The sequence below is a fragment of the Stenotrophomonas sp. YJH_SMC_80 genome (genome assembly GCF_059372495.1).
The window spans coordinates 307,656-331,531 of sequence record NZ_JCAFVP010000004.1 but is presented as its reverse complement, the minus strand read 5'-3'; the positions used below and the strand labels follow the sequence as shown (position 1 = coordinate 331,531).

The window sequence follows — 23,876 nt, the reverse complement described above, 5'->3', positions numbered from 1 at the left end:
CCTTCGGCTTGGTTTTGCGACGACTGGTCTTGGCCGGTAGCGGACATCCCGGCTGCTAGAGCCGCCGCGAAAGAGGCGGCAGAACACCTCGGGACTTGGTAGCTAGCGATTACCTGCAAGTCGTCGTGCTTACGCAACCGCCAGCAAGTGCGGCTTCTTCGCCCCAGACTTCAGCTTGTCCAGGTAGTCAGCCCATGCCTGCATCATCCGACGTCGCTCTGGAAGATGCTCAGCACGGTTATAGGCTGCTTTGATTGGATTTCGCTCCGCATGAGCCAATTGCCGCTCGATTGCATCTGAGGTCCAACCCATCTCGTGCAGGAGGGTGGACGCCATGCTCCGGAAGCCATGGCCTGTCATGTCGTCAGTCCCGTAGCCCAGCCTGCGAAGTGCCGCGTTGATAGTGTTCTCGCTCATGGGATCCCGCAAGCTACGCACTGAGGGAAAGATGTAACGACTCTTGCTGGTCACCGGGTGAAGCTCACGAAGGACCGCCAAGGCCTGCTTTGATAGCGGGACTATGTGAGCGACACCCATCTTCATCTTCTCTGCCGGGATACACCATTGCCCAGTCTCGAAGTCGATCTCGGACCACTCTGCCTTCCTCAATTCGCCAGGACGGGTGAACACCAGCGGGGCGAACCTGAGGGCGCACAGTGTCGTGAGCTGTCCCGTGTATCCGTCAATTGCCCGCAATAGCTCTCCAATCTTTGCAGGGTCCGTAATCGAGGCATAGTGGCGGTTCTTTGCGGTCTTCAAGGCCCCTCGCAAAGCTGCAGTAGGGTCCCGATCAAGCCGACCGGTGGCCACTGCGTATCGAAACACTTGGCCGCAGATCTGGCGCAGTCGTTGGGTCGACTCAATCTTGTCCTGGGCTTCAAGCCGGCGCAGAACTGCCAGAACCTCCGCAGTGCTGATGTCTTCGATTGCGCGCTTGCCCAACCATGGGAACGCGTATGTCTCAAGCATCCACTTGGCCTTTGACCGTGTGCTTTCTGCCAAGTCTCCTCTTGTCTCAAGCCACTCAAGGGCCACAGCTCCAAAACGACCATCTGCGGACAGCTGGGCCTTCAGCTTGCCCAGCTGCTTCTCCTCGGACGGATCCTTACCGTCTCGCAGCTGCGCGCGCGCGGCGTCGCGCTTGTCACATGCCTCCTTCAGGCTCACCTCCGGGTAGACCCCGATGGAGAGCAACTTCTCCTTGCCCGCATGGCGGTACTTCATTCGCCAGTAGCGATTCCCATTGGGCATGACCTGCAGGTAGAGACCTGCTCCTGCTGCAAGTTTGTAGGGCTTCTCTCTGCCCTTTGCGTTCCTTGCAGCCATATCCGTCAACGACTTATGGGCCATTGGGGGTACATCCTCCTATCGATCTAGCTCAGTCCCCCATGTACCCCCAATTGCACCCCCTATGCGGGCGGATGCACATGGACGACAGGGGACAAAAAAGCACAGAAAAACCCGCAATTTCAGCGGGTTGATTGTGCACCGTGGACATCTACGGATGCCAGTGGATCGGAAGATGGTGCCGCTTATCCGAATCGAACGGATGACCTACTGTTTACAAGACAGTTGCTCTACCAACTGAGCTAAAGCGGCATGGGGGATGCACCGGCGGCAGCGCCGCGGTCAGGGGATTCTAGCGCAACCTTGCGCATTCCAGCGACCGGCTCTGTGCCGCCCCGCTGCGCTGCTGGGCCTGGGCCGGCTGCGTGCCTGCCGCCAGCTGCCCTTCCAGCCACCACTGGCCGGCGTCGCCGCTGGCGACAAGGCGCGGCTGGAAGCCGGCGGCCTGCACCGCCGCCATGCGCCGCTCGGCGCCTTCGCGGTTGCGGTACTGGCCCAGCGCCACGGCGTTGGCCTCCTCGCCTTGGCTGATGATGTAGTAGTCGCTCAGGCCAGCGGCGACGATGCGTTTCACGGTGGCCTGGGCTTCTTCGCGGTTGGCGGCGGCCGGCAGCATCACCCGGTAACGGGCACTGCCGCTGGCAGCGGGCTGTTCGCGTAGGCGCACCTGGCTGAGCAGCGTGCTGGCCTTGCCCTGCGCACTGGTAGCGGCGGCGCGGTCGGCGAACGGGCCCAGCGCAACGCAGCGCGGCGGCTCGGCGGCCGCGGGCGGGGTTGCGGGCTTTTCCGGCGCCGGGGTCGGGGTCGGTGCAGGCGGTGTTGCCGGTTTGGCAGCGGCCGCAACCGGCGTAGCCTCAGCTACCTGCGGCTTGGGAATTTCCGGCTTGGCCGGCACAGCCGGCGCCGGCGTCGCAGCCACTGCGGTCTTCTCCGCCGGTTCGCGCTCCATCAACGGCGCGGTCGGCGCGGCGGCCGTGGCTTCGGCGGCCGCAGCGGCATCCACGCCACCGGGCACCCAGCGCAGCTCGGCCACGCCGGCCGGTTGCGGCGGCGGCGCAGGCTTCTGCGGCGCATCGCGCAGCAGCCACCAGCAGGCGACGCCAAGATTGAGGATGGCCAGTACGACGATCAGGGCACGGGTCAGCATGCGCGGATACTAGCCTGCGGGCTGGTGCACCGCCCAGCGGGCGAGGCCATCCAGCACCAGCGAGGGGTGGTAATCCGCGCCGGGCAGCAACGGCATCAGCGCCGGTGCGCCGCCACCATGCACCAGCAGCGACGGTGCCACGCCCAGCAGCGTGTGCGCCTGCTGTGCGCTGCGTTCGATCAGTGCCACGGCCGCACCATCGCAGCCGGAGGCGAGCGCGTCGGCGGTGTCATTGGCGAATTCGCTGTAGTCACCGCCGGTAGCCGGCAGCTGCACCGCGCGGGCATGCAGTGCTTCGCGCATGGTGGTGGGCGATGCGGAAATGCGGCCACCGTGGTGCTGGCCGTTGGCGTCGAGCAGATCGATCGTCAGTGCGGTGCCCACCCCGACCACCAGCACCGGGCGCTGCGCCTTGGCCGCAGCCAGCAGGGCCAGGAAGCGGTCCACACCGAATTTTTCGGGCTTGGCATAGGCAATGCGCACACCGGCGCATTCGGCGCTGGTACGCACCACGTGCACGTGCTCGAAGCGACGCTGCAGCTGGTCCAGCATGGCGCTGGTCAGCGACGGCGCGGCCACGCTGGCCACGAACGCGGTGGTGCCGCTGGGCAGGCTGTGCGGCGGCTGTCCGGCCATGCCTTCGGCGCCATGCGCCCAGGCCTGCACGTCACCGGCACGGTCGCCCTGCAACGGCGCGAATTTGAAGCGCGAGTTGCCGAGGTCGAACAACCAATCGCTCATGCCGCCCTCACGCTGACTTCGCCGGCGTGCAGCAGGCGCTCGCGGCCATCGATGCGCACGCGCAGTGCGCCGTCATCGGCGAGGCCAAGCGCGGTACCGTGCTGCCACTGCCCTTCCAGTTCCACCCGTACTTCGCGACCGGCCAGCATGTCGAACGCGGCGTAGCGCGGCAGGAACGGAGCGAGGCCTTCGCGATCGAATTCTTCCAGTGCCGGCAGCAGGCGTGCCAGCACGGCAGCAACCACCGCGTTGCGGTCCACCGGCTTGCCGGCCAGCGTGTCCAGGTCCACCCACGGCTGGGTGATCTGCTCGGCGAAGGACGGCGGCATGTGCGTGTTGATGCCGATGCCGATCACCGCGCGCGCCGGGCCGGCGTATTCGCCACCGCCTTCTGCGAGCAGGCCGACCAGCTTGCGCTTGCCATCGACAATCAGGTCGTTCGGCCACTTCAGCTGCGCCTGGGTGTAGTCCAGGTCGTGCAGCGCTTCGGCCACGGCGATGCCGGCCACCAGGCTCAGCCCGGCCAGGCGACCGAGGCCACCGGAGAACAGCCGCAGCACCGACAGGTAGATATGCGCGGCCAGCGGCGACGCCCACGTACGGCCGCGACGGCCGCGGCCGCCGGTCTGGCGCTCGGCCAGCAGGACGCTCACCCCGCGCTGGGGCGCGCTGCAACGCAGCAATTCGGCGTTGGTCGAGTCCACTGTCCAGGCGACCTGCAGGTCGTGCAGCAGGGCTTGGACGCCGGCAGGCAGGCCGGCACGGATCGCGTCCGGGTCCAGCAGGTCGACCGGGCGGGTCAGGCCATAGCCCTCACCTGCACGGCCCTCGATGTCTACACCGGCGGCTCTAAGTCCTTGAATACGCTTCCAAATGGCCGCCCGGGTCTGGCCCAGCTCACGGGCCAGGGCGTCGCCGGAGAGGCGACCGGCAGCGAGTTTGGCCAGCAGTTGGCGGTCGTCCACGGCAGCTTCCACGAAGTCAGGAAGGAATTATGCGGGAAAGCCGCCAGCGGCGCCCGCCACGCTGGGTTCCGCGGGGGCTTCCAACGGGGCGCCGGGTTCGGGCTAGAATCGGGAACTCACCTTCCCTTAACGTGGATGTCGTCAATGCGCCGTTATGCCCATTGCCTGATCCTGCTGACGATGCCCTTCGCGGCGTCTGCGACGGCAGCGCTGGACGACAGCCGCGGCGCCTGCGTGTCCTCCAACGGCGATGCCGCTTCGCAGCGTGCACCGACCGCGACCGCTTCGGCCGCCACCACCAAGCCGGCACCGGTCCGCCCGGCAGCCAGCACCAGCACGGGCGGCGGTGGCAGCGACGACGACGTGCTGCAGCGCATCCGCGCACCGAAGTGGCACAGCTACCTGCCGGGAATGTTCCGCTGATCAAGTCGTTGCTGCAGTGGCTGCGGCCTGCGCCGCGGCCGATCGACGATGTACTGTGGAATGAGGCCTGCCGCCGCGCCGCCTGGCTGCACGGTCTGGACGACGAACGCCGCGCGCGATTGCGCCTGCTGGCCACGCGCTTCCTGCACGAGAAGACCATCACGCCGATCGGCGAGCTGCAGCTGCATGCCGGCGATGGCGTGCTGCTGGCGGCACTGTGCTGCCTGCCGCTGCTGGAGTTCGGCAAGGTGGGTCTGGAAGGCTGGTCGCAGCTGATCGTCTACCCCGATGCATTCCGCGTACATCGCAGCCACATGGATGCGGCCGGCGTACTGCATGAGTGGGATGACGAACTGATTGGCGAGTCGTGGGACAGCGGTCCGTTGATCCTGTCGTGGGCCGATGTGCAGGCCGACCTGGCGACGCCGCACGAGGGCTACTGCGTGGCGGTGCACGAGATGGTGCACAAGCTGGATGCGCTGGATGGCGCGATGGACGGCACGCCGCCACTGCCGCGCGAGTGGCAGCGCGAGTGGGCCGCCACCTTCCAGCGTTCCTACGACGCCTTCCGCGCGCAGGTGGATGCCGGCGAGGAGACGTTGATCGACCCGTACGCGGCCGAGGCGCCGGAAGAGTTCTTCGCGGTGGCCAGCGAGTATCACTTCTCGGCACCGGATCTGCTGCAGCAGGCGTTGCCGGAGGTGGCCGCGCAGCTGCAGCGGTTCTACGGCGAGCCGCCGACGATCGAAACACGGTAGTGCCGGCCGCTGGCCGGCAACCTCATGATCTTCGATGGCATTGCTTGGTTGCCGGCCAGCGGCCGGCACTACCGATCAACGAGGTTTAGGGCCCCGGCGGCAAACGCACTTCGAAACGGGCGCCGCCCAGTTCGCTGGAACGGCCGACGGCCAGTTCGCCGCGGTAATCCTTGATCAGGTCCTGCACGATCGACAGGCCGATGCCGTGGCCCTGCACGCGCTCGTCGCCACGCACGCCACGCTGCAGCACCTTGCCGATGTCGTCCGGGGCAATGCCCGGGCCATCGTCGTCCACCGCCAGCAGCAGGCCAGCGCGGCGCGCGTTCGGTGCCGGCAGCGGCTGCGCGGTCAGCAGCACGCGGCGGTTGGCCCACTTGAAGGCGTTTTCCAGCAGGTTGCCAAGCAGTTCCTGCAGGTCGCCCGGTTCGCCGTGGAAGCGCGCGGCCGGATCGATGTCGAACTCGCACAGCACGCCCTTGGAGGCGTAGACCTTCTCCAGGCCACGTACGATTTCCTCGGCGTTGGACTCGATCGGCAGCGGCGCGGAGAACAGCTTGTGGCCCGACGAGGCAGCACGTGCCAGCTGGTAGGAGACCAGGTTGTTCATGCGCTGCAGCTGCACGTCCAGTTCTTCGCGCAGCGCGCCATCGCCCGCGCCGCTGTCCATCTGCGTGCGCAGCACCGCAATGGGCGTCTTCAGGCTGTGTGCCAGGTCGGCCAGGGTATTGCGCTGGCGCTCGAGGTTCTCGCGCTCGCTTTCAATGAAGGCGTTGATGCTGTCGGTCAGCGGTTCCAGCTCGCGCGGGTGGCGCTCGCTCATGCGCTCGGTCTCGCCGCGCTGCACCTTGGTCAGCTCGGTGATCACCCGACGCAGCGGACGCAGGCTCCACTGCAGGATGACGGTCTGCAGCAGCAGCAGGATCAGGCCGATGCCGCCCAGGTAGAACCAGACACGGCCACGGAACACGCGCAGCTGCGCGCCCAGCGCGCGCGAGTCTTCCATCACATAGATGGTGTACGGGAATTCGGTGGCCGGGTCGGCGTCGGCGTCCCACACCAGGCCCAGGCCATAGCGGTACACCGAGCCCTGGCTGCCGTCGATCTGGATCATCGGCAGCGGGCCTTCGAACACTTCCTGGCGTGGCGCCAGCAGGCCGCCGCCGACGGTGGGCAGCATCGGGCCTTCGGCGGACATCGAATTGCCCTTGCCGTGCGGCATCACCACCTGCAGGTACAGGCCACTGCCCGGCACGTCGAAGCGCGAATCCGGCGGCTGCTCGCGGATGTACAGCGAGCGGTCGCGGGTGAAGTCGATGCCGGCCGCGTACGCGGTGGCGTAGTTCTTCAGGCGCTCACGCAGGTTCGCCTTCGCCGTATCGGCGAAGGCGGCGTCGAGTGCGTAACCGGCCAGGGCCAGGAACGCGACCAGGCCCACGGACGCGGCAAGCATCTGGCGCGCCTGCAGGGAGCGCGGCCGCCAGCGTCGGAAGAACCACAGACGGCCGGACATCATGGTCTCGCCAGGCTGAGCCGGCTCAGCCCTCGTTGCGCGGAATCGCGAAACGGTAGCCGCGGCCGCGCACGGTCTCGATCGGCTTCAGTTCGCCATCCGGGTCCAGCTTCTTGCGCAGGCGGCCGATGAACACTTCCAGCACGTTCGAGTCGCGGTCGAAGTCCTGCTGGTAGATGTGCTCGGTGAGGTCGGCCTTGGAGACCAGTTCACCGGCGTGCATCATCAGGTACTCCAGCACCTTGTATTCGTAGCTGGTCAAGTCGACATTGCTGCCGGCCACGCTGACGGTCTGCGCAGCCAGGTCCAGGGCGACCGGGCCGCATTCCAGCGTCGGCTTGCTCCAGCCGGCGGCGCGGCGCAGCAGCGCGTTGACGCGGGCCAGCAGCTCTTCGACGTGGAACGGCTTGACCAGGTAGTCGTCGGCGCCCTGCTTCAGGCCTTCGACCTTGTCCTGCCAGCTCGAACGCGCGGTCAGGATCAGCACCGGGAACTTCTTGCCTTCGTCACGCAGGGCCTTGATCAGCTCCATGCCCGACATCTTGGGCAGGCCGAGGTCGATGATGCCGACATCGAACGGAACTTCGCGCCCCATGTAGAGGCCTTCCTCGCCGTCCTGCGCAGCATCGACGGCAAAGCCTTCGCGCTTGAGCCGGGCTGCCAGGGTCTCACGCAGCGGGGCTTCGTCTTCGACCAGAAGGATACGCATGAACTCTCCCTAGTGTCCTGGGTGTGGCCCGGAGGCCTGTGGGGTACGGGTTGATAGCGACAACTATCCCTGTTCAGGGGTTATCGCCGCGTAGTGATGACATATCCGACCGCGGCGTGCGCGGCTGTGAACGCGACGGTGCGGGGTCGTCCATGTAGCGGACCCGGCCCCGGTCGTCCATGTACTTCACCCGGTTGATGTCACGCCCATCGAACGGCACGCGCTCGGCGCCGAGGATGTGGCCGCCGGTGGTGCGCTGCACGCGGCGCACGGCATCGGACAGCGAGCGCTCGTCGCCACGGCCACCGCGCTCGCCCCGCTCCATCATCTCCGCGCGCCCCTGATCGCCACGCGGCGGCTGTTGCGCCAGCGCCGAAGACAGCGGCGCAGCCGCCAGCACCACGCAGGTGGCCAGGGCAATGCGGCGATGGAAGGGAGCGGAAGACATCGATGCGATCCTAGCCGAGCACGGCGATTCGTTCAAAAGTCGTAAATCCGGGAGCCGGGTTCGGGACCCGGCGCTTTACAAATCCTTTGCAAATTCTTGGTTTGGGGCAGTGAATCCGGTCTGAACTTTTCCGGCCCTGCGCTCGCGTCGTTCATCTAGGTGAACATTCGGGACGAATCGCCGCCCCTTGTCAAGTCAGGACCGTGACCGACGTCACGCTGCGGCGCGATCAGCTTCGCGTTCGGTGACCGCCAAGGCCTGTTCGATCAGGCTCCAGCCGGCGCCCGGGCGGTGTGCGCCCTCGCTCAGCACCTGGCGGAAGGCGCGACCACCGGGCTGGCCATGGAACAGGCCGAGCAGGTGGCGGGTGATGTGCTTCAGCGCCAGGCCTTCGCCCAGCCGCGCCTCGATGTAGGGGCGCATCGCGCGCAGCAGGTCACCACGTGCCTGTAGCGGGGCGCCGGTGTGCAGCGCCTCCAGCTGATGCAGCAGATAGGGGTCGTGATAGGCCGCCCGGCCCAGCATCACGCCATCGACGTGCGCGGCCTGCGCCTGTACCGCCTCGATGCTGGCCAGGCCACCGTTGATCACCACCGGCAGTGCCGGGCGCTCCTCCTTCAGGCGGTAGGCCCAGTCGTACTTCAGCGGCGGAACCTCGCGGTTCTCCTTCGGCGACAGGCCCTTCAGCCACGCGTTGCGCGCATGCACCACCACCATCGCCGCACCAGCGGCGACCTGGCGGTCGACGAAGCTGGCAAACACGTCGTAGTCGTTGTCCTCGTCCACACCCAGGCGGCACTTCACCGTCACCGGGATATCAACCGCGTCGACCATGGCCGCCACGCACTCGGCCACCAGCACCGGCTCGCGCATCAGGCAGGCGCCAAAACGCCCGGCCTGCACGCGATCGGACGGGCAACCGCAGTTGAGGTTGACCTCGTCATAGCCCCACTCGGCAGCGATGCGTGCGGCCTGCGCCAGCAGGGCCGGATCGCTGCCACCCAGCTGCAGCGCCAGCGGCTGCTCGCTGCGGTCGAAGCCGAGCAGGCGCTCGCGGTCACCGTGGATGACCGCGTTGGCGTGCACCATCTCCGTGTACAGGCGTGCACCCGGCGCCAGCACGCGATGGAACACGCGGCAATGGCGGTCGGTCCAGTCCATCATCGGGGCAACGGACAGGCGCAGGGAATCAGCGTAACGGGCGGCGGCGGACGTCATCGGGGTGTCGATCGTGGAGACTGGCATTGCCAGTGAGATCAATAGTTTACACCGCCCGGCTGAATGGCGGCGGCTGGCGCCCGGATAGCGGGGCGCCCGGGCCCGAGGGCCGTCCGCAAGCCGGGCGGCGCCACCCCACAATGACGGGCAACCGGTCACAGTTGTCGCGATTCGTTGACGACGACGAAATATTGACGCCGTTATAGTCCGTCGCTCGCAATGGATTGGACGTGTGGAGCAGATGATGCAGCACAAGCGTTTGAGCAGGACCCTCGCCACCGCGCTGGCGGTCGCCGTACTGGCCATCGGCACGGCAACCGCAGCACCGGCTGCCACCGGGCTGAGCCCGGCCTTCACCACCTGCCGTGACAAGGCACAGGGTGCGATCGAGCAGGCCGCCTGCCTGACCTCGGAAAGCGCACGCCAGGATCAGCGCCTGAACCAGGCCTACCGCCAGCTGCAGGCAAAGCTGACTGGCGCAAAGAAGACCAAGCTGGTGAATGCCCAGCGCGCGTGGCTGCAGTCGCGCAGCCGCGATAGCGAACTGGATACCGCGCTGTACGACGATTCGCAGCCCGGCAACCTGCAGGGCGAGCTGAACGATGTGATGCGCCTGAGCGCGCGTGCCGACCAGCTGCAGAAGTATCTGCAGCTGCTGGACTGACCCTTGAGGGGCAGACCCTCTGACTGCACAAGGATGTAAGACATGCCAACCAACATCGATACCCATGATCTCGATGCCACCTCCGGCGCCGTGTATTTCGCCGTCGGCCGTGGTACCGAAGGTGGCCCCGCCTCCTATCATCTGGCCATCGCCGGCATCACCCAGGGCGTGACCGAACCGCACTGGGGCACGGTGAACAAAGTCGCGCAGAACAGCGGTTACAGCCTGGGCGCGATCCAGGTCGACTTCGGCCAGCGCGGCGAGTGGGCGCTGGGCGCCATCGACGGCCACGCACTGAAGGCGGGCGAGACGACCTATGTCGACGCCGTGATCGATCAGGCCAGCACCTATGCCAAGGCGCACAACCTGCCCTTCACCCAGGACCACGCCGACCTGCGCCGCGACCTGCTCAGCCACGGCAATGGCCTGAGCGGGCGCAGCTCGATCCAGTTCATCGATACCAACACGCGCGACAGCATCAACGCCTGGGCCGGTTCGGCCGAGGGCAAGCAGTGGATCCACGCGAACATCGACTACCCGCAGGTGCGCAACGCCACCCGGATCGGCATGGCGATGGTGGACGCACACGGCAGCGGCATCGCCGAGGAAAACCGCTTCGAAGCGATCAGCCTGATCGCCAAGACCGCCAACCAGTTGCCCAGCCAGCTGCCCAAGCTGCAGAAGGTGCTGGAAGAAGGCGGTGACTACGAGGCGCTGCGCGCGAAGGCCGGGCAGATCCGCGAGACCTACCAGTACTTCGACGCGCCCAAGGCCGGCGACATCGCCGTGCGCTACGAAAATGCCTACGCCAACAACAAGGACGCAATGGACCGCGCCCATGCCAAGGTCAGCAGCCGCGACTACTCGCCCGCCGGTGAGCACAACGATGCGGACATCAAGGTGGCGCTGGACCAGATCGGCGCACCGCGCCAGCAAGCCGGTTCGCAGACGTTGAAGGAAGGGTCCAGCGGCCGTGACGTGCTGAAGCTGGAGAGCAATCTGGTCACGCTGGGCTATGCCAGTGCTGGCGGCCAGCAGACGCTGAATCCGGACCGGCGCTTCGATGCCACCACCCGCAAGGCGGTGGAAGACTTCCAGCGCGCACACAACCTGGACCCGGTGGACGGCAAGGCCGGGCCAGCCACGCTGGCCGCGATCGACCGCGACGCGCGCGAACTCCAGGGCAACCTGGCCGCGCTGGGGCTGACCGACGCCAAGGGCCAGGCCATCGGCAGCGATGGCTATCTGGGCGGTGGCAGCCGCCATGCGATCAACGCTTTCCAGCAGCAGCATGGCCTGCCCGCGACCGGCATTGCCGATGCGGAAACCCGCCAGGCGCTGGCCAATGAAGTGCAGCAGCGCGCGCAGGCGCAGGGCAACACCCCGGAACAGCAGGCAGCGGCCGAGCCTGCACGCGAGACGGTGTACCCGATGTCCGACCCGCGCAGCCCGCAGAACTGGCTGTACACCGAGACCCTGGTGCAGGTGAAGTTCGCCGAGGAAGCGCGTGGCCTGCCCTCCGGCGAGCACAGCGAGAAGCTGGCCGCTGCCCTCACCGTGGAAGCTGCGCGTGCCGGCCTGTACCGGGTTGATCGCGTTGAGCTGAACCAGGATGGCTCGATGGCGCGCGCGGTGCAGGCCAATGCGCTGCATGACGAAAGCGCGTTGAACCGCAATACCGCGCCGATATCGACCGCTGACGCGATGCGCCAGAGCGTGCAGGAGAACAGCGAGCGGGCGTTGCAGGTGAGCGATCAGCAGCGCGAGCAGCAGAAGATCGACCAGCAGACCCAGCAGCACGGCCCGCGGGCCATGATGGCGTGAGGAATGCAGGCCCATGGGCCTGCTGTCGTCATTCGCGCCCGCCCCACTGGTCGGCCTGAGGCAGACCCGTGGGGTCGAGCACGGTGCGTCGATGATCGTCGCGGATGCCGATTGAACCATGTATCCTTATGGATACGATGGATGAATGGCGATTCTCCAGGCAACAGAGACATTCACGCGATGGCTGCGTGGGCTCAACGACAGCAGGGCCCGCGGCGTGATCGTGGAGCGCCTGCAGCGCGTCGCCCGCGGTCTCGAGGGAGATGTCCGATCAGTGGGTCATGGCGTAAGCGAACTGAGAATCAACCATGGGCCGGGATATCGCGTGTATTTCACACGTCGTGGGAGATCCATCGTCGTGCTCCTGCACGGTGGCGACAAGTCGAGCCAGCGTCGCGATATCGAAAAAGCGGTCAGGCTCGCGGAGCTGCTGTAGCCACCATTTGATTCCATGCCGTTCCCAGGACTCTCCCCATGAGCAAGCTGAAGACGATTCCCTTCGATCCCGCAGACTATCTGGATGATGACGTCGCAATCGCCACTTATCTAAGCGAGGCGTTGGCAGCAGGTGACGCGGGCCACTTCCAGGAGGCACTCGGAACAGTGGCGCGCGCCCGCGGCATGGGCGGCGTTGCCGAGGTCTCCGGCCTTGGACGCGAAAGCCTGTACAAGGCGCTGCGCCCCGGAGCACACCCACGCTTCGATACCGTGCAACGTGTGCTGTCGGCGCTTGGAGTGCATCTGACCGTGCAGGCCGGTAAGGCCTGACCGCGACCGCTTCATTCGCCGGGCATTGCCCGGCACTTCGACTACCAGCACGTGGCGCCGAAGGTACAGATTGATGGCCGGCCGAGGCAAAGAACACCTGCCCACGCACGCGGTAGACCTGCGTGTCACCGGCATCGTCGCGCTGCATATCCAGCATGCGGCCGAAGAATTCGATGACCATGTTGGCCACGCCCTGGGCGACGCATTCGCGGTCACGCTCGCTGGGCGTCTCGGCGATGTCCTCGACGTTCTGCGACGATGCCGGACAGCAGAAGACAGCGGAGCATGGCGTCGCTCTACAATCGGGCCATGGCCACCGACCACCCGCATTTCTTCGACCCCGCCACCGAACAGGGCGTGCTGCGCCTGTCGATCGCCGGCGCACTGCTGCTGGCCGCTGCGGCGGTGGTGTTTGGCCTGCTGGCCAATTCCTCGCTGATCATCTTCGATGGCATCTACGGCCTGATCGACGTGGTGATGACCTGGCTGTCGCTGCTGGTGGCCCGGTTGATAGCGCTGTCCACGCAGACCGATGCCCTGCAGTCGCGGCTCAATCAGCGCTTCACCATGGGCTTCTGGCACCTGGAGCCGATCGTGCTGGGCGTGAGCGGCACGCTGATGATCGGCGCGGCACTGTATGCGCTGGTCAATGCGGTGGATGCGCTGATGTCCGGTGGCCGCCACATCGCGCTGGGCCCGGCGATCATCTTCGCCGGCCTGTCACTGGTGGCCGAGAGCGCGCTGGGCTGGTTCGTGCTGCGCGCCAACCGCCGTATCGGCTCTGAATTCATCGCGCTGGATGCCAAGAACTGGGTGATCGCGGCCAGCATGTCGGCCTGCTACATGGTCGCCTTCCTTGGCGGCGTGCTGGTACAGGGCACGTCCTGGGCCTGGATCGGGCCGTACATCGACCCGGCCATCCTTGCCTTCGTCTGCGTGCTGGTGATGATCGCCCCGCTCGGTACCGTGCGCCGGGCGCTGGCCGGCATCCTGCTGGTCACCCCGCCGGAGCTGCAGGCGCACGTGGATGCCGTGGCACGCGCGATCGTGGCCAAGCATGGCTTCGTCGAGCACCGCAGCTACGTGGCCCAGGTGGGCCGCGGCGAGCAGATCGAGCTGTTCTTCGTGGTCCGCGAGGACGACCCGCCGCGGCCGCTGGTGGAATGGGACCAGCTGCGCGACGAGATCGGCGATGCGCTGGGCGAGGCCTCGCCGGACCGCTGGCTGACCATCATGTTCACCACCGACCGCGAGTGGACGATCTAGGCCGACAGGACGATCGATCAAGTTTTTCGTACGCCCTGCAACCCAACGTACGCGGAAACCGGGCAAAGTAGGCTCCAACGCAAACATCCACCCACCGACCAGGAGCATCCCGATGTCCATCGAAAAGGTTCTGTACACCGCCCAGGCCACCTCCACCGGCGGCCGTGAAGGCCGTTCCGTCTCCTCCGACAACGTGCTGGACATCCAGCTGTCGACCCCGCGCGAGCTGGGCGGCGCCGGTGGCCCGGGCACCAACCCCGAACAGCTGTTCGCCGCCGGCTATTCGGCCTGCTTCCTGGGCGCGCTGAAGTTCGTGGCCGGCCAGGCCAAGGTCGCGCTGCCGGCCGACACCACCGTGACCGGCAAAGTGGGCATCGGCCAGATCCCGACCGGCTTCGGCATCGAGGCCGAGCTGACCATCAACGTGCCGGGCGTGCCGCGCGAGCAGGTCGAAGAGCTGGTGCAGAAGGCGCACATCGTGTGCCCGTACTCGAATGCCACCCGCGGCAACATCGACGTGACGCTGATCGTTGCCTGATGCGGTGATGCCGGCCAGCGGCCGGCACTACCCGCGTGCAGGGCAAAAAAATGGGCGGATGCCGGTCGAAACCGGGCATCCGCCCATCCCACCTCGGGTGGGCCCCGGCGCGCGCCGGGGACGCATTTGCTTCTGTAGAGCCGAGCCCATGCTCGGCTGATCCGTCCGGCGCTGGAACATCCGGCGGAAAAGCAGCCGAGCATGGGCTCGGCTCTACCTACCCAAGCCTTATTTCTCGCTCGTGATGAGCTGCACGACGCTGGAGAAATCCAGCTTGCCGCGGCCGGCCTGGTGGTTCATCGAGTACAGGTTGCGGGCCACTTCGCCCAGCGGGATCGAGGCGCCTACGCTCATCGCCGCTTCCACCGCCAGGCCCATGTCCTTGAGCATCAGATCGCTGCCGAAACCGCCGCTGTAGCCGCGCGAGGCCGGGGCGTTTTCCAGCACACCCGGCCACGGGTTGCACACTTCGGTGGCCCAGCTGCGGCCGGTGCTGACCGCCATCATCTGCGACAGCACCTTCGGGTCCAAGCCGTGCGCCACGCCGAGTGCAATGGCTTCACCGGTCACCGCCATGATCACGCCCAGCGCCATGTTGTTGCACAGCTTGGCAACCTGGCCGGCACCGCTGGCGCCCACGTGGAAGATGTTCTTGCCCATTGCCTGCAGCACCGGGCGGGCGCGTTCCAGCGCGTCCTCTTCGCCACCGACGATGAAGGTCAGGGTGCCGGCCTGGGCACCGGCGGTACCGCCCGATACCGGCGCGTCGATCATCTGCAGGCCACGCGCGGCAGCGGCTTCCGAAACCTTGCGCGCGCTGGCCGGGGCAATGGTGCTGCAGTCGATGACCAGTGCACCCGCCGGAATCGCGGCAAGAATGCCGTCCTCGCCCAGGTACACGCCTTCGACGTGGCGGCTGGCCGGCAGCATCGAGATCACCACCTCGGCATCGGCAAGGGTTTCGCGCGCCGATGCGGCTGCGCTCGCGCCGGCATCGACGGCGGCCTGCACCGCGGCCGGGACAAGATCGAACACGCGCACGGTATGGCCGTTCTTGACCAGATTGGCGGCCATCGGGCCACCCATGTTGCCCAACCCGATGAATGCAATGCGGCTCATGCAAGGCTCCTTTCAACAAGGGGAGTGCCCAGGTCGGCCAGCGGATGCGCGGCATCGGCCCAGGGGGAAGCGAAGAAGGTATCGGCCCACGCGGCGGTGGCCTCGGCCAGGGTGGTCGGGTTCCACTGCGGATTGCGGTCCTTGTCGATCAGCAGCGCGCGGATGCCTTCGGCGAAATCACCGTGGGCGGCGCAATGCAGGGCGACGACGTATTCCAGGCGGTAGATCGCTGCCAGGTCCTGGCCGGCACTGCGGCGCTGCAGCTCGTACGACAGCCGTGCCGAACCCGGTGCACCGGCGGCGAGGGTCTTCTGTGCCGCCTGCAACCAGGCATCGTCGGTCTGCAGACCGGCAATGCGCGCCACGATGGTCTGCAGGTCATCGCCTTCGCAGAGCACCTCGACCTGCGCTGCATTGGCCAGCAGCGGACCGGTCGCAGCATCACTGGCATGCGACTGCAGCAGATGGGTCAGGCGTTCGTGGTTGTGTGCGGCATCACTGGACCAGGCCACCTGCAGCAACGCATCGAACACCGCGCTGCGGCGTTCTTCAGCCACGTGCACATCGGCCAGGCCGGCGTAGATGGCATCGCCCGGGTTGAGCAGTGCGCCGGTCAGCGCCAGGAACAGGCCACCCTTGCCCGGCACGCGCGGCAGCAGCCAGCTGCCACCGACATCGGGGAACAGGCCAACGGTGATTTCCGGGAAGGCCAGCTTGGAGCGCTCGCTGACCACGCGGTGGCTGGCGCCGGACATCAGGCCGATGCCGCCGCCCATCACGATGCCATGGCCCCAGCACAGGATCGGCTTGGCGTAGGTGTGGATGAGGTAATCGACGCGGTACTCGACGTCGAAGAACTCGGCGGCGTAGTCGTTCTCGCGGATGTCGCTGCGGCCGGCCTCGCGGAACGCAACCATGCTCTTGTACAGGCTGTGCAGGTCGCCGCCGGCGCAGAACGCCTTCTCACCGGCACCCTGCAGCACCACCATGGCGATGCCGTCGTCATCGGCCCAGGCATTCAGCTGCTTCAGCAACAGGTGCGCCATCGGCAGCGAGAAACCATTGAGCGTGCGCGGCGCGTTGAGCGTGGCGATGCCGATGCGCGTGCCGTTGCCGGCCACGCGCTCTTCGAACAACACCGGTGCGTCGTCGGCAGCGGTGTCGGTGCTCATGCGTTCTTCCACTGCGCGGCGCGCTTTTCCAGGAAGGCGGTCACGCCCTCGACCTGGTCGGCGGTGTCGAACAGGTCGACGAAGGCTTCGCGCTCGGCCACCAGCGCCGAGGCGTGGGTGCCGGTGCGGGTGGACTGCACCAGGGTCTTGCAGGCGGCGATGCTGGTCGGGCTCTGCTTGCCGGCCTTCTTCGCCCATTCCAGGGCCAGTGCCTTGGATTCGCCCTTGCCGACCTTTTCTTCGGCCAGGCCAATGCGCAGTGCGGTCTCGGCATTGATGCGCTCGCCCAGCAGGATCATGCGCTTGGCCCAGCCCTCGCCGACCAGGCGCGGCAGGTTCTGGGTGCCACCGGCGCACGGCAACAGGCCGACGGTGGCCTCCGGCAGCGCGACCTGGGCGTGGTCTTCGATGATGCGCAGGTCGCAGGCCAGTGCGCATTCCAGGCCACCGCCCATGGCGTAGCCGTTGATCGCGGCGATCGACACACCACGGAAACCGGACAGCGCTTCGAAGGCTTCACCGAAACGGCGCGCGGCTTCACGTGCAGCGGCCTTGTCACCGGAGGCGAACTGGTTGAGGTCGGCACCGGCGGAGAAGAACTTCTCGCCGTCGCCGGTGATCACCAGCGCGTAGATGTCGCGGTCTGCGTTGAGCGCGCCGACCAGGTCGCGCAGCGCTGACAGGCTGTGCACGGTCCAGGTGTGCGCCGGCGGGTTGTTCAGGGTGACCACGGCGGTGTGGCCATCGACCTCCACCTTCAGGCCCACGTGCTCCTGGGTACGCCAATCCTTCATCGCAGTTCCTCTTCGGTGTTGAGCAGGTGACGGGCAACGATCACCCGCATGATCTCGTTGGTGCCTTCCAGGATCTGGTGCACGCGGCAGTCACGCAGCAGGCGCTCGATCGGATATTCGCGGATGTAGCCGTAGCCACCGTGGATCTGCAGCGCTTCATTGCAGACAGTGAAACCGGCATCGGTGGCGAAGCGCTTGGCCATCGCGCACCACACGTTGGCGTCGCTGGCACCGGCATCGAGCTTGCGCGCGGCGGTGTGCACCATCTGCCGTGCGGCGACCAGCTGGGTGACCATGTCGGCCAGCTTGAACTGCAGCGCCTGGAATTCGGCCAACGCCTTGCCGAACTGGCGGCGCTCGCCCATGTAGCGGCGCGCGGCATCCAGCGCTCCCTGCGCGGCGCCCAGCGAGCAGGCGGCGATGTTGATGCGGCCGCCATCGAGCCCCTTCATCGCCAGCTTGAAGCCGCCGCCTTCCTCTCCCAGAAGGTGGCTGACCGGCACGCGGACGTTCTCGAAGGTGATGCCGCGGGTGGGCTGGCTGTTCCAGCCCATCTTTTCTTCCTTGCGGCCGAAGCTGATGCCCGGCAGGTCCGACGGCACCGCAATCGCGCTGACACCGCCGGCACCGGCACCGCCGGTACGCGCCATCACCACCAGCAGCTCGGTGGCACCGGCGCCGGAAATGAAGGCTTTCGAGCCGTTCAGCACATAGAAGTCACCGTCGCGCACGGCCGTGGTCTTCAGCGAGGCCGCATCGGAACCGGCACCGGGTTCGGTCAGGCAGTACGAGGCCAGCTTGAGGCCGGCGGCCAGATCCTGGCCCCACGCATCGCGCAGCGCCGGCTGGCCCCACTTGGACACCATCCACGAGGCCATGTTGTGGATGCTGATGTACGCCGCGGTCGACGGATCGACGTTGGCGAGCTCCTCGATGACGACGGCGGCGTCCAGTCGGCTCAGACCGCTGCCGCCCACCTCCGGGTCCATGTACAGACCGCAGAAGCCCAGTTCACCTGCCTTGGCGATCGCCTCGCGCGGAAAGATGCCCTCCGCATCCCATCGCGCGGCGTGCGGCGCCAGTTCGGCCTGTGCGAAGTCGCGCGCCGCCTCGCGGTACGCCTGCTGTGCTTCTTCCAGTTCCGTCGTCATCGAGTGGCTCATGGCTGCTCCTGCCGTTACTTCAGGCTGATCGTGGTGTTGACGCCATGGCTCAGCGTTTCGTCATCGAACCAGCGCGCGGTGACCGTCTTGGTCTGGGTGTAGAACAGCACCACCTGCTTGCCGTACGGACCCAGGTCACCCAGCTTGGACGCGCGCGAGCCGGTGAACGAGAACAGCGGCACCGGCACCGGGATCGGCACGTTGATGCCGACCTGGCCGACGTCGATGTCTTCCTGGAACTTGCGTGCGGCCGCGCCGGACTGGGTGAACAGGGCGGTGCCATTGCCGTTCGGGTTGCTGTTGACCATCGCGATGGCGTCTTCCAGCGTTTCCGCTTCGAGGATGACCAGCACCGGCCCGAAGATTTCTTCCTGGTAGATGCGCATGTCGGTGGTGACACCGGCAAAGATGGTCGGGCCGACGAAGTTGCCCTTCTCGAAGCCATCCACCTGCGGCTTGCGGCCATCCAGTACCAGCTTGGCGCCCTGCTCCACGCCCGAGGCGATCAGGCCTTCCACGCGCTCGCGGGCGCTGCAGGAAATGACCGGGCCGACGTCGGTGCCGGACACGGTGCCGGCGCTGACCTTCAGGGTCTGGGCCTTGGCCACCAGGTCCTGCACCCAGTTGCGCGCTTCACCGACCAGCACCAGGGTGGAGGCAGCCATGCAGCGCTGGCCGGCCGCACCAAAGGCGGCGCCGACCATCGCGTTGAGGGTCTGTTCCTTGTTGGCGTCCGGCAGCACCACGGCGTGGTTCTTGGCGCCCATCATGCACTGCACGCGCTTGCCGGCCAGCGAGGCGCGGTTGTAGACGTGGGTACCGACGCGGGTGGAACCGACGAACGACACGGCCTTGATGTCCGGGTGGTCGCAGATCGCGTTGACCACTTCTTCGCCGCCGTGGACGACGTTCAGCACGCCCTTCGGAATGCCGGCTTCCAGGGCAAGCTCGACCAGGCGCATGGTGACCATCGGGTCCTGCTCGGACGGCTTGAGGATGAAGGTGTTGCCCGTTGCAATCGCCATCGGGAACATCCACAGCGGGATCATCGCCGGGAAGTTGAACGGGGTGATGCCAGCGCACACGCCCAGCGGCTGCATGATCGTGTAGGTGTCCACGCCATTGGCCACGTTGTTGGCCAGCTCGCCCAGCTGCAGGTTGCCGATGGCGGCGGCGTGCTCGACCACTTCCAGGCCACGGAACACATCACCTTCGGCGTCCGGCAGGGTCTTGCCCTGTTCGGCGGTGAGGATGTGGGCCAGCTCGCTCATGTTCTCGCGGATCAGCTGCTGGTACTTCAGGAAGATGCGCGCGCGGGTGCCGATCGGGGTCTTGCGCCAGGTCTTGAAGGCTTCCTTGGCGGCGGCGACGGCGGCGTCCACTTCGCCGGTGGTGGCGAACGGCACCTTGGCCAGCACGTCCTGGGTGGCCGGATTGATCACGTCCTGCCAGTGGGAGGTGGCCGATTCAACGAACTGGCCATCGATCAGCATGCGGATACGGGGCGCTGCAACAGTCATGACGACAATCCCACGGGGTGCGAAAGATGCTTGGCATTATTCACAGCAACCGACTCGATTTCCGGGCTGAATCCGCTTAATCTGGCCAACACGCCAGACGATTCATGTTAATTCTGTGAATTATTCAGCCACCCAGCGGCAGCTTGGCCTGCGCTTGCTACGGCTGCGCGAGCAGCGCGGCTACAGCCAGGTGGACCTGGCCCGCGCCTTGGGCCTGTCGGCCAGTTACCTGAACCAGATCGAGCGCAACAAACGCCCGCTCACCCCGGCCGTGCAGAAGAAGCTGGGCGAGGTACTGGGCGATGTTTCCTCACTGTTCGACGAAGATGAACCCGCTGCCCTGCAGGAAGCACTGGGCGAGACCCTGCGCGACCTCGGCTTGGCCGACGTCAGCGCGACCGAGCTGCGCGCCCTGGCCGGCAACCTGCCGCAGGTCAGCCGCGCACTGCTGGACCTGCACCGCCGCCACCTGGCGCTGCGCGAGCATGCCGCCGCGCTGGAGTTCCAGCTGGGCGAGCCCGGTGCCGGCAGCACACTGCCGGCCGGCGACCAGGTACGCGAGTTCTTCAACCGCATGCACAACCACATTCCCGAGCTGGACGAGCTGGCCGAGCGCCTGTTCGCCGAGTGGGGGCTGTCACCCGGGCATGTGGCACCGCGGCTGCGCCAGCTGCTGGCCGACCGCCATGGCGTGCTGGTGGAAGTGGCCGCCCTGCAGGCCGGGCGCGAGAAACGACAATACGATGCCGGTGCGCGGCGGCTGTGGCTGCCCGATTACCTGGAGCCCGGCCAGCAGGCGTTCCAGATGGCGGCCGAGCTGGCCCTTCACGGCTACCTGCCGCAGATCGATGCGGTAGTGGCGCGCGCTGGCTTTACCGATGAGGCACGCATCGCGCAGGCGCGGATTGGCTTGTCGAATTACTTCGCCGGTGCGTTGGTGATGCCGTACATGCGTTTCCTGCGTGCGGCCGAGGCCAGCAGTTACGACATCGAGCTGCTGGCGCACCAGTTCGGCGTGGGCTTTGAAGCGGTCTGTCATCGGCTGAGCACGTTGGCGCGGCGCAGCGCGCCCGGGCTGCCGTTCTTCTTCATCCGCGTGGATCGCGCCGGCAACGTCTCCAAGCGCCATTCGGCCACCGACTTCCACTTCTCGCAGGTGGGAGGGTCGTGCCCGCTGTGGATCGTCTACGAGGCGTTCAACCAGCCCGGCCGCATCCTCACCCAGACCGCGCGCATGCCCGATGGGCGGCGCCACTTCTGGCTGGCGCGGCAGGTCAGCAGCGGGCCGGTGGGCCATGGCCAGCCACGCAAGACCTTCGCGGTGGCGCTGGGCTGCGACCTGCAGCACGCCGAACGACTGGTGTATTCGCTGGGGCTGGATGTACAGAGCCCGGGGAACTCGGTGTCGATCGGGCCGGGTTGCCGGGTGTGCCCGCGCGAGGACTGCATGCAGCGCGCGTTCGCGCAGTTGCCGGGGCGGTAGGGTTGGTTCGGCAGGGCTGCGCCCTGCACCTGCGGTAGTGCCGGCCGCTGGCCGGCAACCTCAAAAGCAACAGCGGGCTTTCCGTGGGATGGCGGGGCGGTGTCGGATTGCGGGGACGCCGTGAACCCGTCCCTGAAGTGCCCCCCCGGCATCCATGCCGCGGACACCCCGCAATCCGACACCACCCCGCCTTCGACAGTTTCCTCCTGCTGCTGGAACCTGATGCTGATGCTGATGCTGATGGTGGGTGCCGACCGTTGGTCGGCACGCTCTGGCCCTGCGCGAAATGCATCCACGCATGGCGTGGATCTACTGCCGGCTCAGTAGATCGGCGTGACCTTCATCTGCGGCAGCGGACGCGGTGCTCCGTCGGTAAGGTCCGGGCCGAGGTCTTCCCAGGTACGTCCCTGCTCGACCATCAACCCCCACAGCTGCTGCGAGACCAGCCGCTTGTCTTCCGAGCCCAGCTTGTACGACGGCGGTGCCGGTTCCCCGCGGGCAACCATCGCGTACGCCGCGCGGTAAGCCAGTACCTGCTGCGCCGGATCATCGGTGCGTGCCACTTCCAGCGTGTAGCGCTGGTAGGCCGAGGCCAGGTTGCGCCAGCGGATCCAGTAGTGATTCTCGAACGAGAACGAACAGAAGCGCGCACCGGCGAGGCTGCCCTTGTCGGCGATGCGGGTCAGCACCTCCTGCGGCATGTCCAGGTTCATGCCGCCCTCGTCGCCCTGCAGGCTGACGTGCACGATGCGGTCGCGGTAACCCGGCGCGCGCGCCTGCAGCAGATCGCGCCAGTTCTGCATGGTCGCCACCACCGCGAACAGGAAGCGGCCCAGCTCGGCGGCCGCCAGCGGTGTGGCGATCGACTGGTAGGTGCGCTGCCAGCCGTGTCGGTTCTCGGTGGGCAGGAACACCGCGTGCTCCAGCGACTGGCGGCCACTGCTGCCGTGGTTCACCTCTTCGGCGTGCTGCGGGTAGACCAGATTGATGGCGAAGGTCGGCCAGCGCGGCAACGCGGCATCGAACAGATGGATCGGGAAATTGCTGCTGATGCCACCATCGGAGAACCAGCAGATGCGGAAGGCGGTGATCACCGGGCCGCAAGCCTGCCCGGCGCTGGTCAGCCCTTCCATGCTGTCGGCCACGTTGTGCTCGGGGTCGGCCGCCGGCGCGGTCGGCTCGCAGCGTCGTTCGCGGCGTGAGGGTTCATGCAGCGGCACCGCGCTGATCAGCAGCGGGAAGCTCAGGCTCATGCGCGTGGCCACCAGCACCGGCAGCTTCGGGCCCGGCGGCAGGTGGTAGTACTGCCGCCCTTCCACCTCCAGCGGCGGGCCGGCCTGCGTCACCAGCCACTGCACCACGCTGGCCGGGAACAGCTGCTCGAATTCCTCGCGCAGGAACCAGAACTGCGCGCCGCCCAGCGGCAGCGTGCGCGGCTCATTGTGCGACACGCAGGTGGTGATCATCTGCAGGCTGATCGCATGCGGGCTGTCCGGCTCGCCGGCATAGCGCGGCGCATCGTGCAGGTCGGCGAAGGTGAGCGGTGCATCCAACGGCTTGCCGGACAACTGCTGCAGGCATTCGTGCAGCCACTCGGTCAGTGCCGGCGTGCGAGCATCGCGGCCGAGGCCGCTGCACAGGCCCAGCAGATTGCGTCGCGCCACGCGTGCCACACGAAGCGCGGCACCGGCCACACCCGCACCGTACGCACACAGCAGCGACGGCAGCAGCGTGGCCGCCACCCCGCTCCAACCACCGCCCCACCAGCCCAGGCCGAGCAGCAGCGCCAGCGACACCAGCACTTCCAGCGGCGCGATCTCGAACACGGCAACGGCCAGGCACAGCAGCTTGTGCGGCAGGCTGGCATTGCCGGTCAGCACCACCAGCAGGCGATAGGCCGCGCGTGCGCCGCGTGCGGGCTGGAACAGGCTGTAGATGAAGCCGCGCCGCGACAGCTGCGCCGACACCGCCGACAACCCGCCATAGCCTGCATCGCCGGGCAGGTGCTCGCCGGCCTGCTGGCGACGATCACCGCAGGCCGCCGCAGCCGCCACGGCGGCGGCGATGGCGCCGGCCGAAGTGCCGCCGATGCTCTTGAAGCGATACTCGCGCGCCAGCGCCAGTACCGCATTGGGGTACACGATGCCGCTGGTGATGCCGCCTTTCATGACCAGATCGCAGTACTTGTCCGCCACTGTCTTGCCCCCGAGCATGCCGTCCGCCGCGTGGGTGCCAGTATGGCGCAGGGGCTTCTCAGGGCCTGAGAACAACGGCGCAGTCCGCGCACGCAATGCGCCGT

Annotated in this window: 23 protein-coding genes, 1 tRNA gene and 1 pseudogene; 9 read left to right on the top strand and 16 right to left on the bottom strand. The window is 67.0% G+C overall.

The window, feature by feature from the left end:
- Positions 1-129 precede the first annotated feature (129 nt).
- The 5 genes from AC5P99_RS09760 to birA all read right to left on the bottom strand — a co-directional run bounded on the left by AC5P99_RS09760 (position 130) and on the right by birA (position 4,200).
- Positions 130-1,350 carry a tyrosine-type recombinase/integrase gene (locus tag AC5P99_RS09760; protein WP_495213083.1) on the bottom strand — a complete coding sequence of 407 codons (1,221 nt, stop codon included), beginning with the start codon at positions 1,348-1,350 and terminating at the stop codon, positions 130-132.
- Between the two features lie 173 nt (positions 1,351-1,523).
- A tRNA-Thr gene (locus AC5P99_RS09755) sits at positions 1,524-1,599 on the bottom strand.
- Between the two features lie 40 nt (positions 1,600-1,639).
- A complete protein-coding gene (locus AC5P99_RS09750) occupies positions 1,640-2,494 on the bottom strand; it encodes an SPOR domain-containing protein (RefSeq protein WP_049449482.1) in 855 nt (284 codons plus the stop codon).
- A gap of 9 nt (positions 2,495-2,503) precedes the next feature.
- Positions 2,504-3,235: a type III pantothenate kinase gene (locus AC5P99_RS09745; protein WP_049449480.1), complete on the bottom strand. Its 732-nt coding sequence runs from the start codon at positions 3,233-3,235 to the stop codon at positions 2,504-2,506.
- Positions 3,232-4,200 carry a bifunctional biotin--[acetyl-CoA-carboxylase] ligase/biotin operon repressor BirA gene (birA, locus tag AC5P99_RS09740; protein ID WP_495213082.1) on the bottom strand — a complete coding sequence of 323 codons (969 nt, stop codon included), beginning with the start codon at positions 4,198-4,200 and terminating at the stop codon, positions 3,232-3,234. The genes AC5P99_RS09745 and birA overlap by 4 nt, the downstream gene beginning before the upstream one ends.
- Positions 4,201-4,344: 144 nt before the next feature.
- On the opposite strand from birA, the gene AC5P99_RS09735 reads away from it, so the two are divergent.
- Together AC5P99_RS09735 and AC5P99_RS09730 are read left to right on the top strand one after the other, a co-directional pair.
- On the top strand, positions 4,345-4,623 hold the full coding sequence (locus tag AC5P99_RS09735) for a hypothetical protein (protein WP_005407696.1): 279 nt from the start codon (positions 4,345-4,347) through the stop codon (positions 4,621-4,623).
- Complete coding sequence (locus AC5P99_RS09730; RefSeq protein ID WP_199174620.1) at positions 4,590-5,381, top strand: M90 family metallopeptidase; 792 nt, start codon at positions 4,590-4,592, stop codon at positions 5,379-5,381. Before AC5P99_RS09735 ends, AC5P99_RS09730 begins: the two co-directional genes overlap by 34 nt.
- A gap of 85 nt (positions 5,382-5,466) precedes the next feature.
- On the opposite strand, the gene AC5P99_RS09725 is transcribed toward AC5P99_RS09730, so the two are convergent.
- From AC5P99_RS09725 to dusA, 4 genes are all read right to left on the bottom strand, one after another.
- Positions 5,467-6,891, bottom strand: a complete 1,425-nt coding sequence (locus AC5P99_RS09725) for an ATP-binding protein (protein WP_032953760.1) — start codon at positions 6,889-6,891, stop codon at positions 5,467-5,469.
- Between the two features lie 25 nt (positions 6,892-6,916).
- Positions 6,917-7,600 carry a response regulator transcription factor gene (locus AC5P99_RS09720; RefSeq protein WP_004136763.1) on the bottom strand — a complete coding sequence of 228 codons (684 nt, stop codon included), beginning with the start codon at positions 7,598-7,600 and terminating at the stop codon, positions 6,917-6,919.
- Positions 7,601-7,673: 73 nt separating this feature from the next.
- A complete protein-coding gene (locus AC5P99_RS09715; RefSeq protein WP_005407693.1) occupies positions 7,674-8,048 on the bottom strand; it encodes a hypothetical protein in 375 nt (124 codons plus the stop codon).
- A 213-nt stretch (positions 8,049-8,261) separates the two neighbouring features.
- Positions 8,262-9,293 (bottom strand): tRNA dihydrouridine(20/20a) synthase DusA, encoded by a 1,032-nt coding sequence (gene dusA, locus AC5P99_RS09710; RefSeq protein ID WP_495213081.1) that lies wholly within the window; start codon positions 9,291-9,293, stop codon positions 8,262-8,264.
- Positions 9,294-9,510: 217 nt separating this feature from the next.
- Here dusA and AC5P99_RS09705 point away from each other — a divergent pair, with 217 nt between their 5' ends.
- The 4 genes from AC5P99_RS09705 (at position 9,511) to AC5P99_RS09690 (ending at position 12,522) form a co-directional block, all read left to right on the top strand.
- A complete protein-coding gene (locus tag AC5P99_RS09705) occupies positions 9,511-9,930 on the top strand; it encodes a lysozyme inhibitor LprI family protein (protein WP_199801530.1) in 420 nt (139 codons plus the stop codon).
- A 42-nt stretch (positions 9,931-9,972) separates the two neighbouring features.
- A complete protein-coding gene (locus AC5P99_RS09700; RefSeq protein WP_495213080.1) occupies positions 9,973-11,754 on the top strand; it encodes a peptidoglycan-binding protein in 1,782 nt (593 codons plus the stop codon).
- A gap of 145 nt (positions 11,755-11,899) precedes the next feature.
- Positions 11,900-12,190 carry a type II toxin-antitoxin system RelE/ParE family toxin gene (locus AC5P99_RS09695; protein WP_049431373.1) on the top strand — a complete coding sequence of 97 codons (291 nt, stop codon included), beginning with the start codon at positions 11,900-11,902 and terminating at the stop codon, positions 12,188-12,190.
- 38 nt (positions 12,191-12,228) lie between these two features.
- Positions 12,229-12,522 carry an addiction module antidote protein gene (locus tag AC5P99_RS09690; protein WP_049448199.1) on the top strand — a complete coding sequence of 98 codons (294 nt, stop codon included), beginning with the start codon at positions 12,229-12,231 and terminating at the stop codon, positions 12,520-12,522.
- Between the two features lie 76 nt (positions 12,523-12,598).
- Here AC5P99_RS09690 and AC5P99_RS09685 read toward each other — a convergent pair.
- Positions 12,599-12,685: pseudogene (locus AC5P99_RS09685) on the bottom strand (sulfate transporter); the annotation flags it as partial.
- Positions 12,686-12,807: 122 nt separating this feature from the next.
- Between AC5P99_RS09685 and AC5P99_RS09680 the strand changes: the two are divergent.
- Positions 12,808-13,788: a cation diffusion facilitator family transporter gene (locus tag AC5P99_RS09680; RefSeq protein ID WP_057500037.1), complete on the top strand. Its 981-nt coding sequence runs from the start codon at positions 12,808-12,810 to the stop codon at positions 13,786-13,788.
- 112 nt (positions 13,789-13,900) lie between these two features.
- On the top strand, positions 13,901-14,326 hold the full coding sequence (locus AC5P99_RS09675; RefSeq protein WP_004153735.1) for an organic hydroperoxide resistance protein: 426 nt from the start codon (positions 13,901-13,903) through the stop codon (positions 14,324-14,326).
- A 228-nt stretch (positions 14,327-14,554) separates the two neighbouring features.
- On the opposite strand, the gene mmsB is transcribed toward AC5P99_RS09675, so the two are convergent.
- The 5 genes from mmsB to AC5P99_RS09650 are packed head-to-tail and all read right to left on the bottom strand — an operon-like array spanning position 14,555 to position 20,094.
- Positions 14,555-15,445: a 3-hydroxyisobutyrate dehydrogenase gene (gene mmsB / locus AC5P99_RS09670; RefSeq protein WP_057500038.1), complete on the bottom strand. Its 891-nt coding sequence runs from the start codon at positions 15,443-15,445 to the stop codon at positions 14,555-14,557.
- Positions 15,442-16,617, bottom strand: coding sequence for an enoyl-CoA hydratase/isomerase family protein (locus AC5P99_RS09665; protein ID WP_495213079.1), 1,176 nt, complete (start codon positions 16,615-16,617; stop codon positions 15,442-15,444). The genes mmsB and AC5P99_RS09665 overlap by 4 nt, the downstream gene beginning before the upstream one ends.
- Entirely contained in the window at positions 16,614-17,411 is a 798-nt protein-coding gene (locus AC5P99_RS09660) for an enoyl-CoA hydratase (protein WP_049449380.1), read from the bottom strand. The genes AC5P99_RS09665 and AC5P99_RS09660 overlap by 4 nt, the downstream gene beginning before the upstream one ends.
- Entirely contained in the window at positions 17,408-18,562 is a 1,155-nt protein-coding gene (locus AC5P99_RS09655) for an acyl-CoA dehydrogenase family protein (RefSeq protein ID WP_458296175.1), read from the bottom strand. Before AC5P99_RS09655 ends, AC5P99_RS09660 begins: the two co-directional genes overlap by 4 nt.
- Before the next feature lie 26 nt (positions 18,563-18,588).
- Positions 18,589-20,094 carry a CoA-acylating methylmalonate-semialdehyde dehydrogenase gene (locus AC5P99_RS09650; protein WP_057500041.1) on the bottom strand — a complete coding sequence of 502 codons (1,506 nt, stop codon included), beginning with the start codon at positions 20,092-20,094 and terminating at the stop codon, positions 18,589-18,591.
- 115 nt (positions 20,095-20,209) lie between these two features.
- Here AC5P99_RS09650 and AC5P99_RS09645 point away from each other — a divergent pair, with 115 nt between their 5' ends.
- The gene (locus AC5P99_RS09645) at positions 20,210-21,577 is read left to right on the top strand and encodes a helix-turn-helix domain-containing protein (RefSeq protein ID WP_049449378.1); all 1,368 of its coding nucleotides are present in this window, start codon (positions 20,210-20,212) and stop codon (positions 21,575-21,577) included.
- A gap of 320 nt (positions 21,578-21,897) precedes the next feature.
- Here the strand turns inward: AC5P99_RS09645 and AC5P99_RS09640 are convergent, their stop codons facing one another.
- A complete protein-coding gene (locus AC5P99_RS09640) occupies positions 21,898-23,790 on the bottom strand; it encodes a patatin-like phospholipase family protein (RefSeq protein ID WP_495213078.1) in 1,893 nt (630 codons plus the stop codon).
- Between the last annotated feature and the right edge of the window lie 86 nt (positions 23,791-23,876).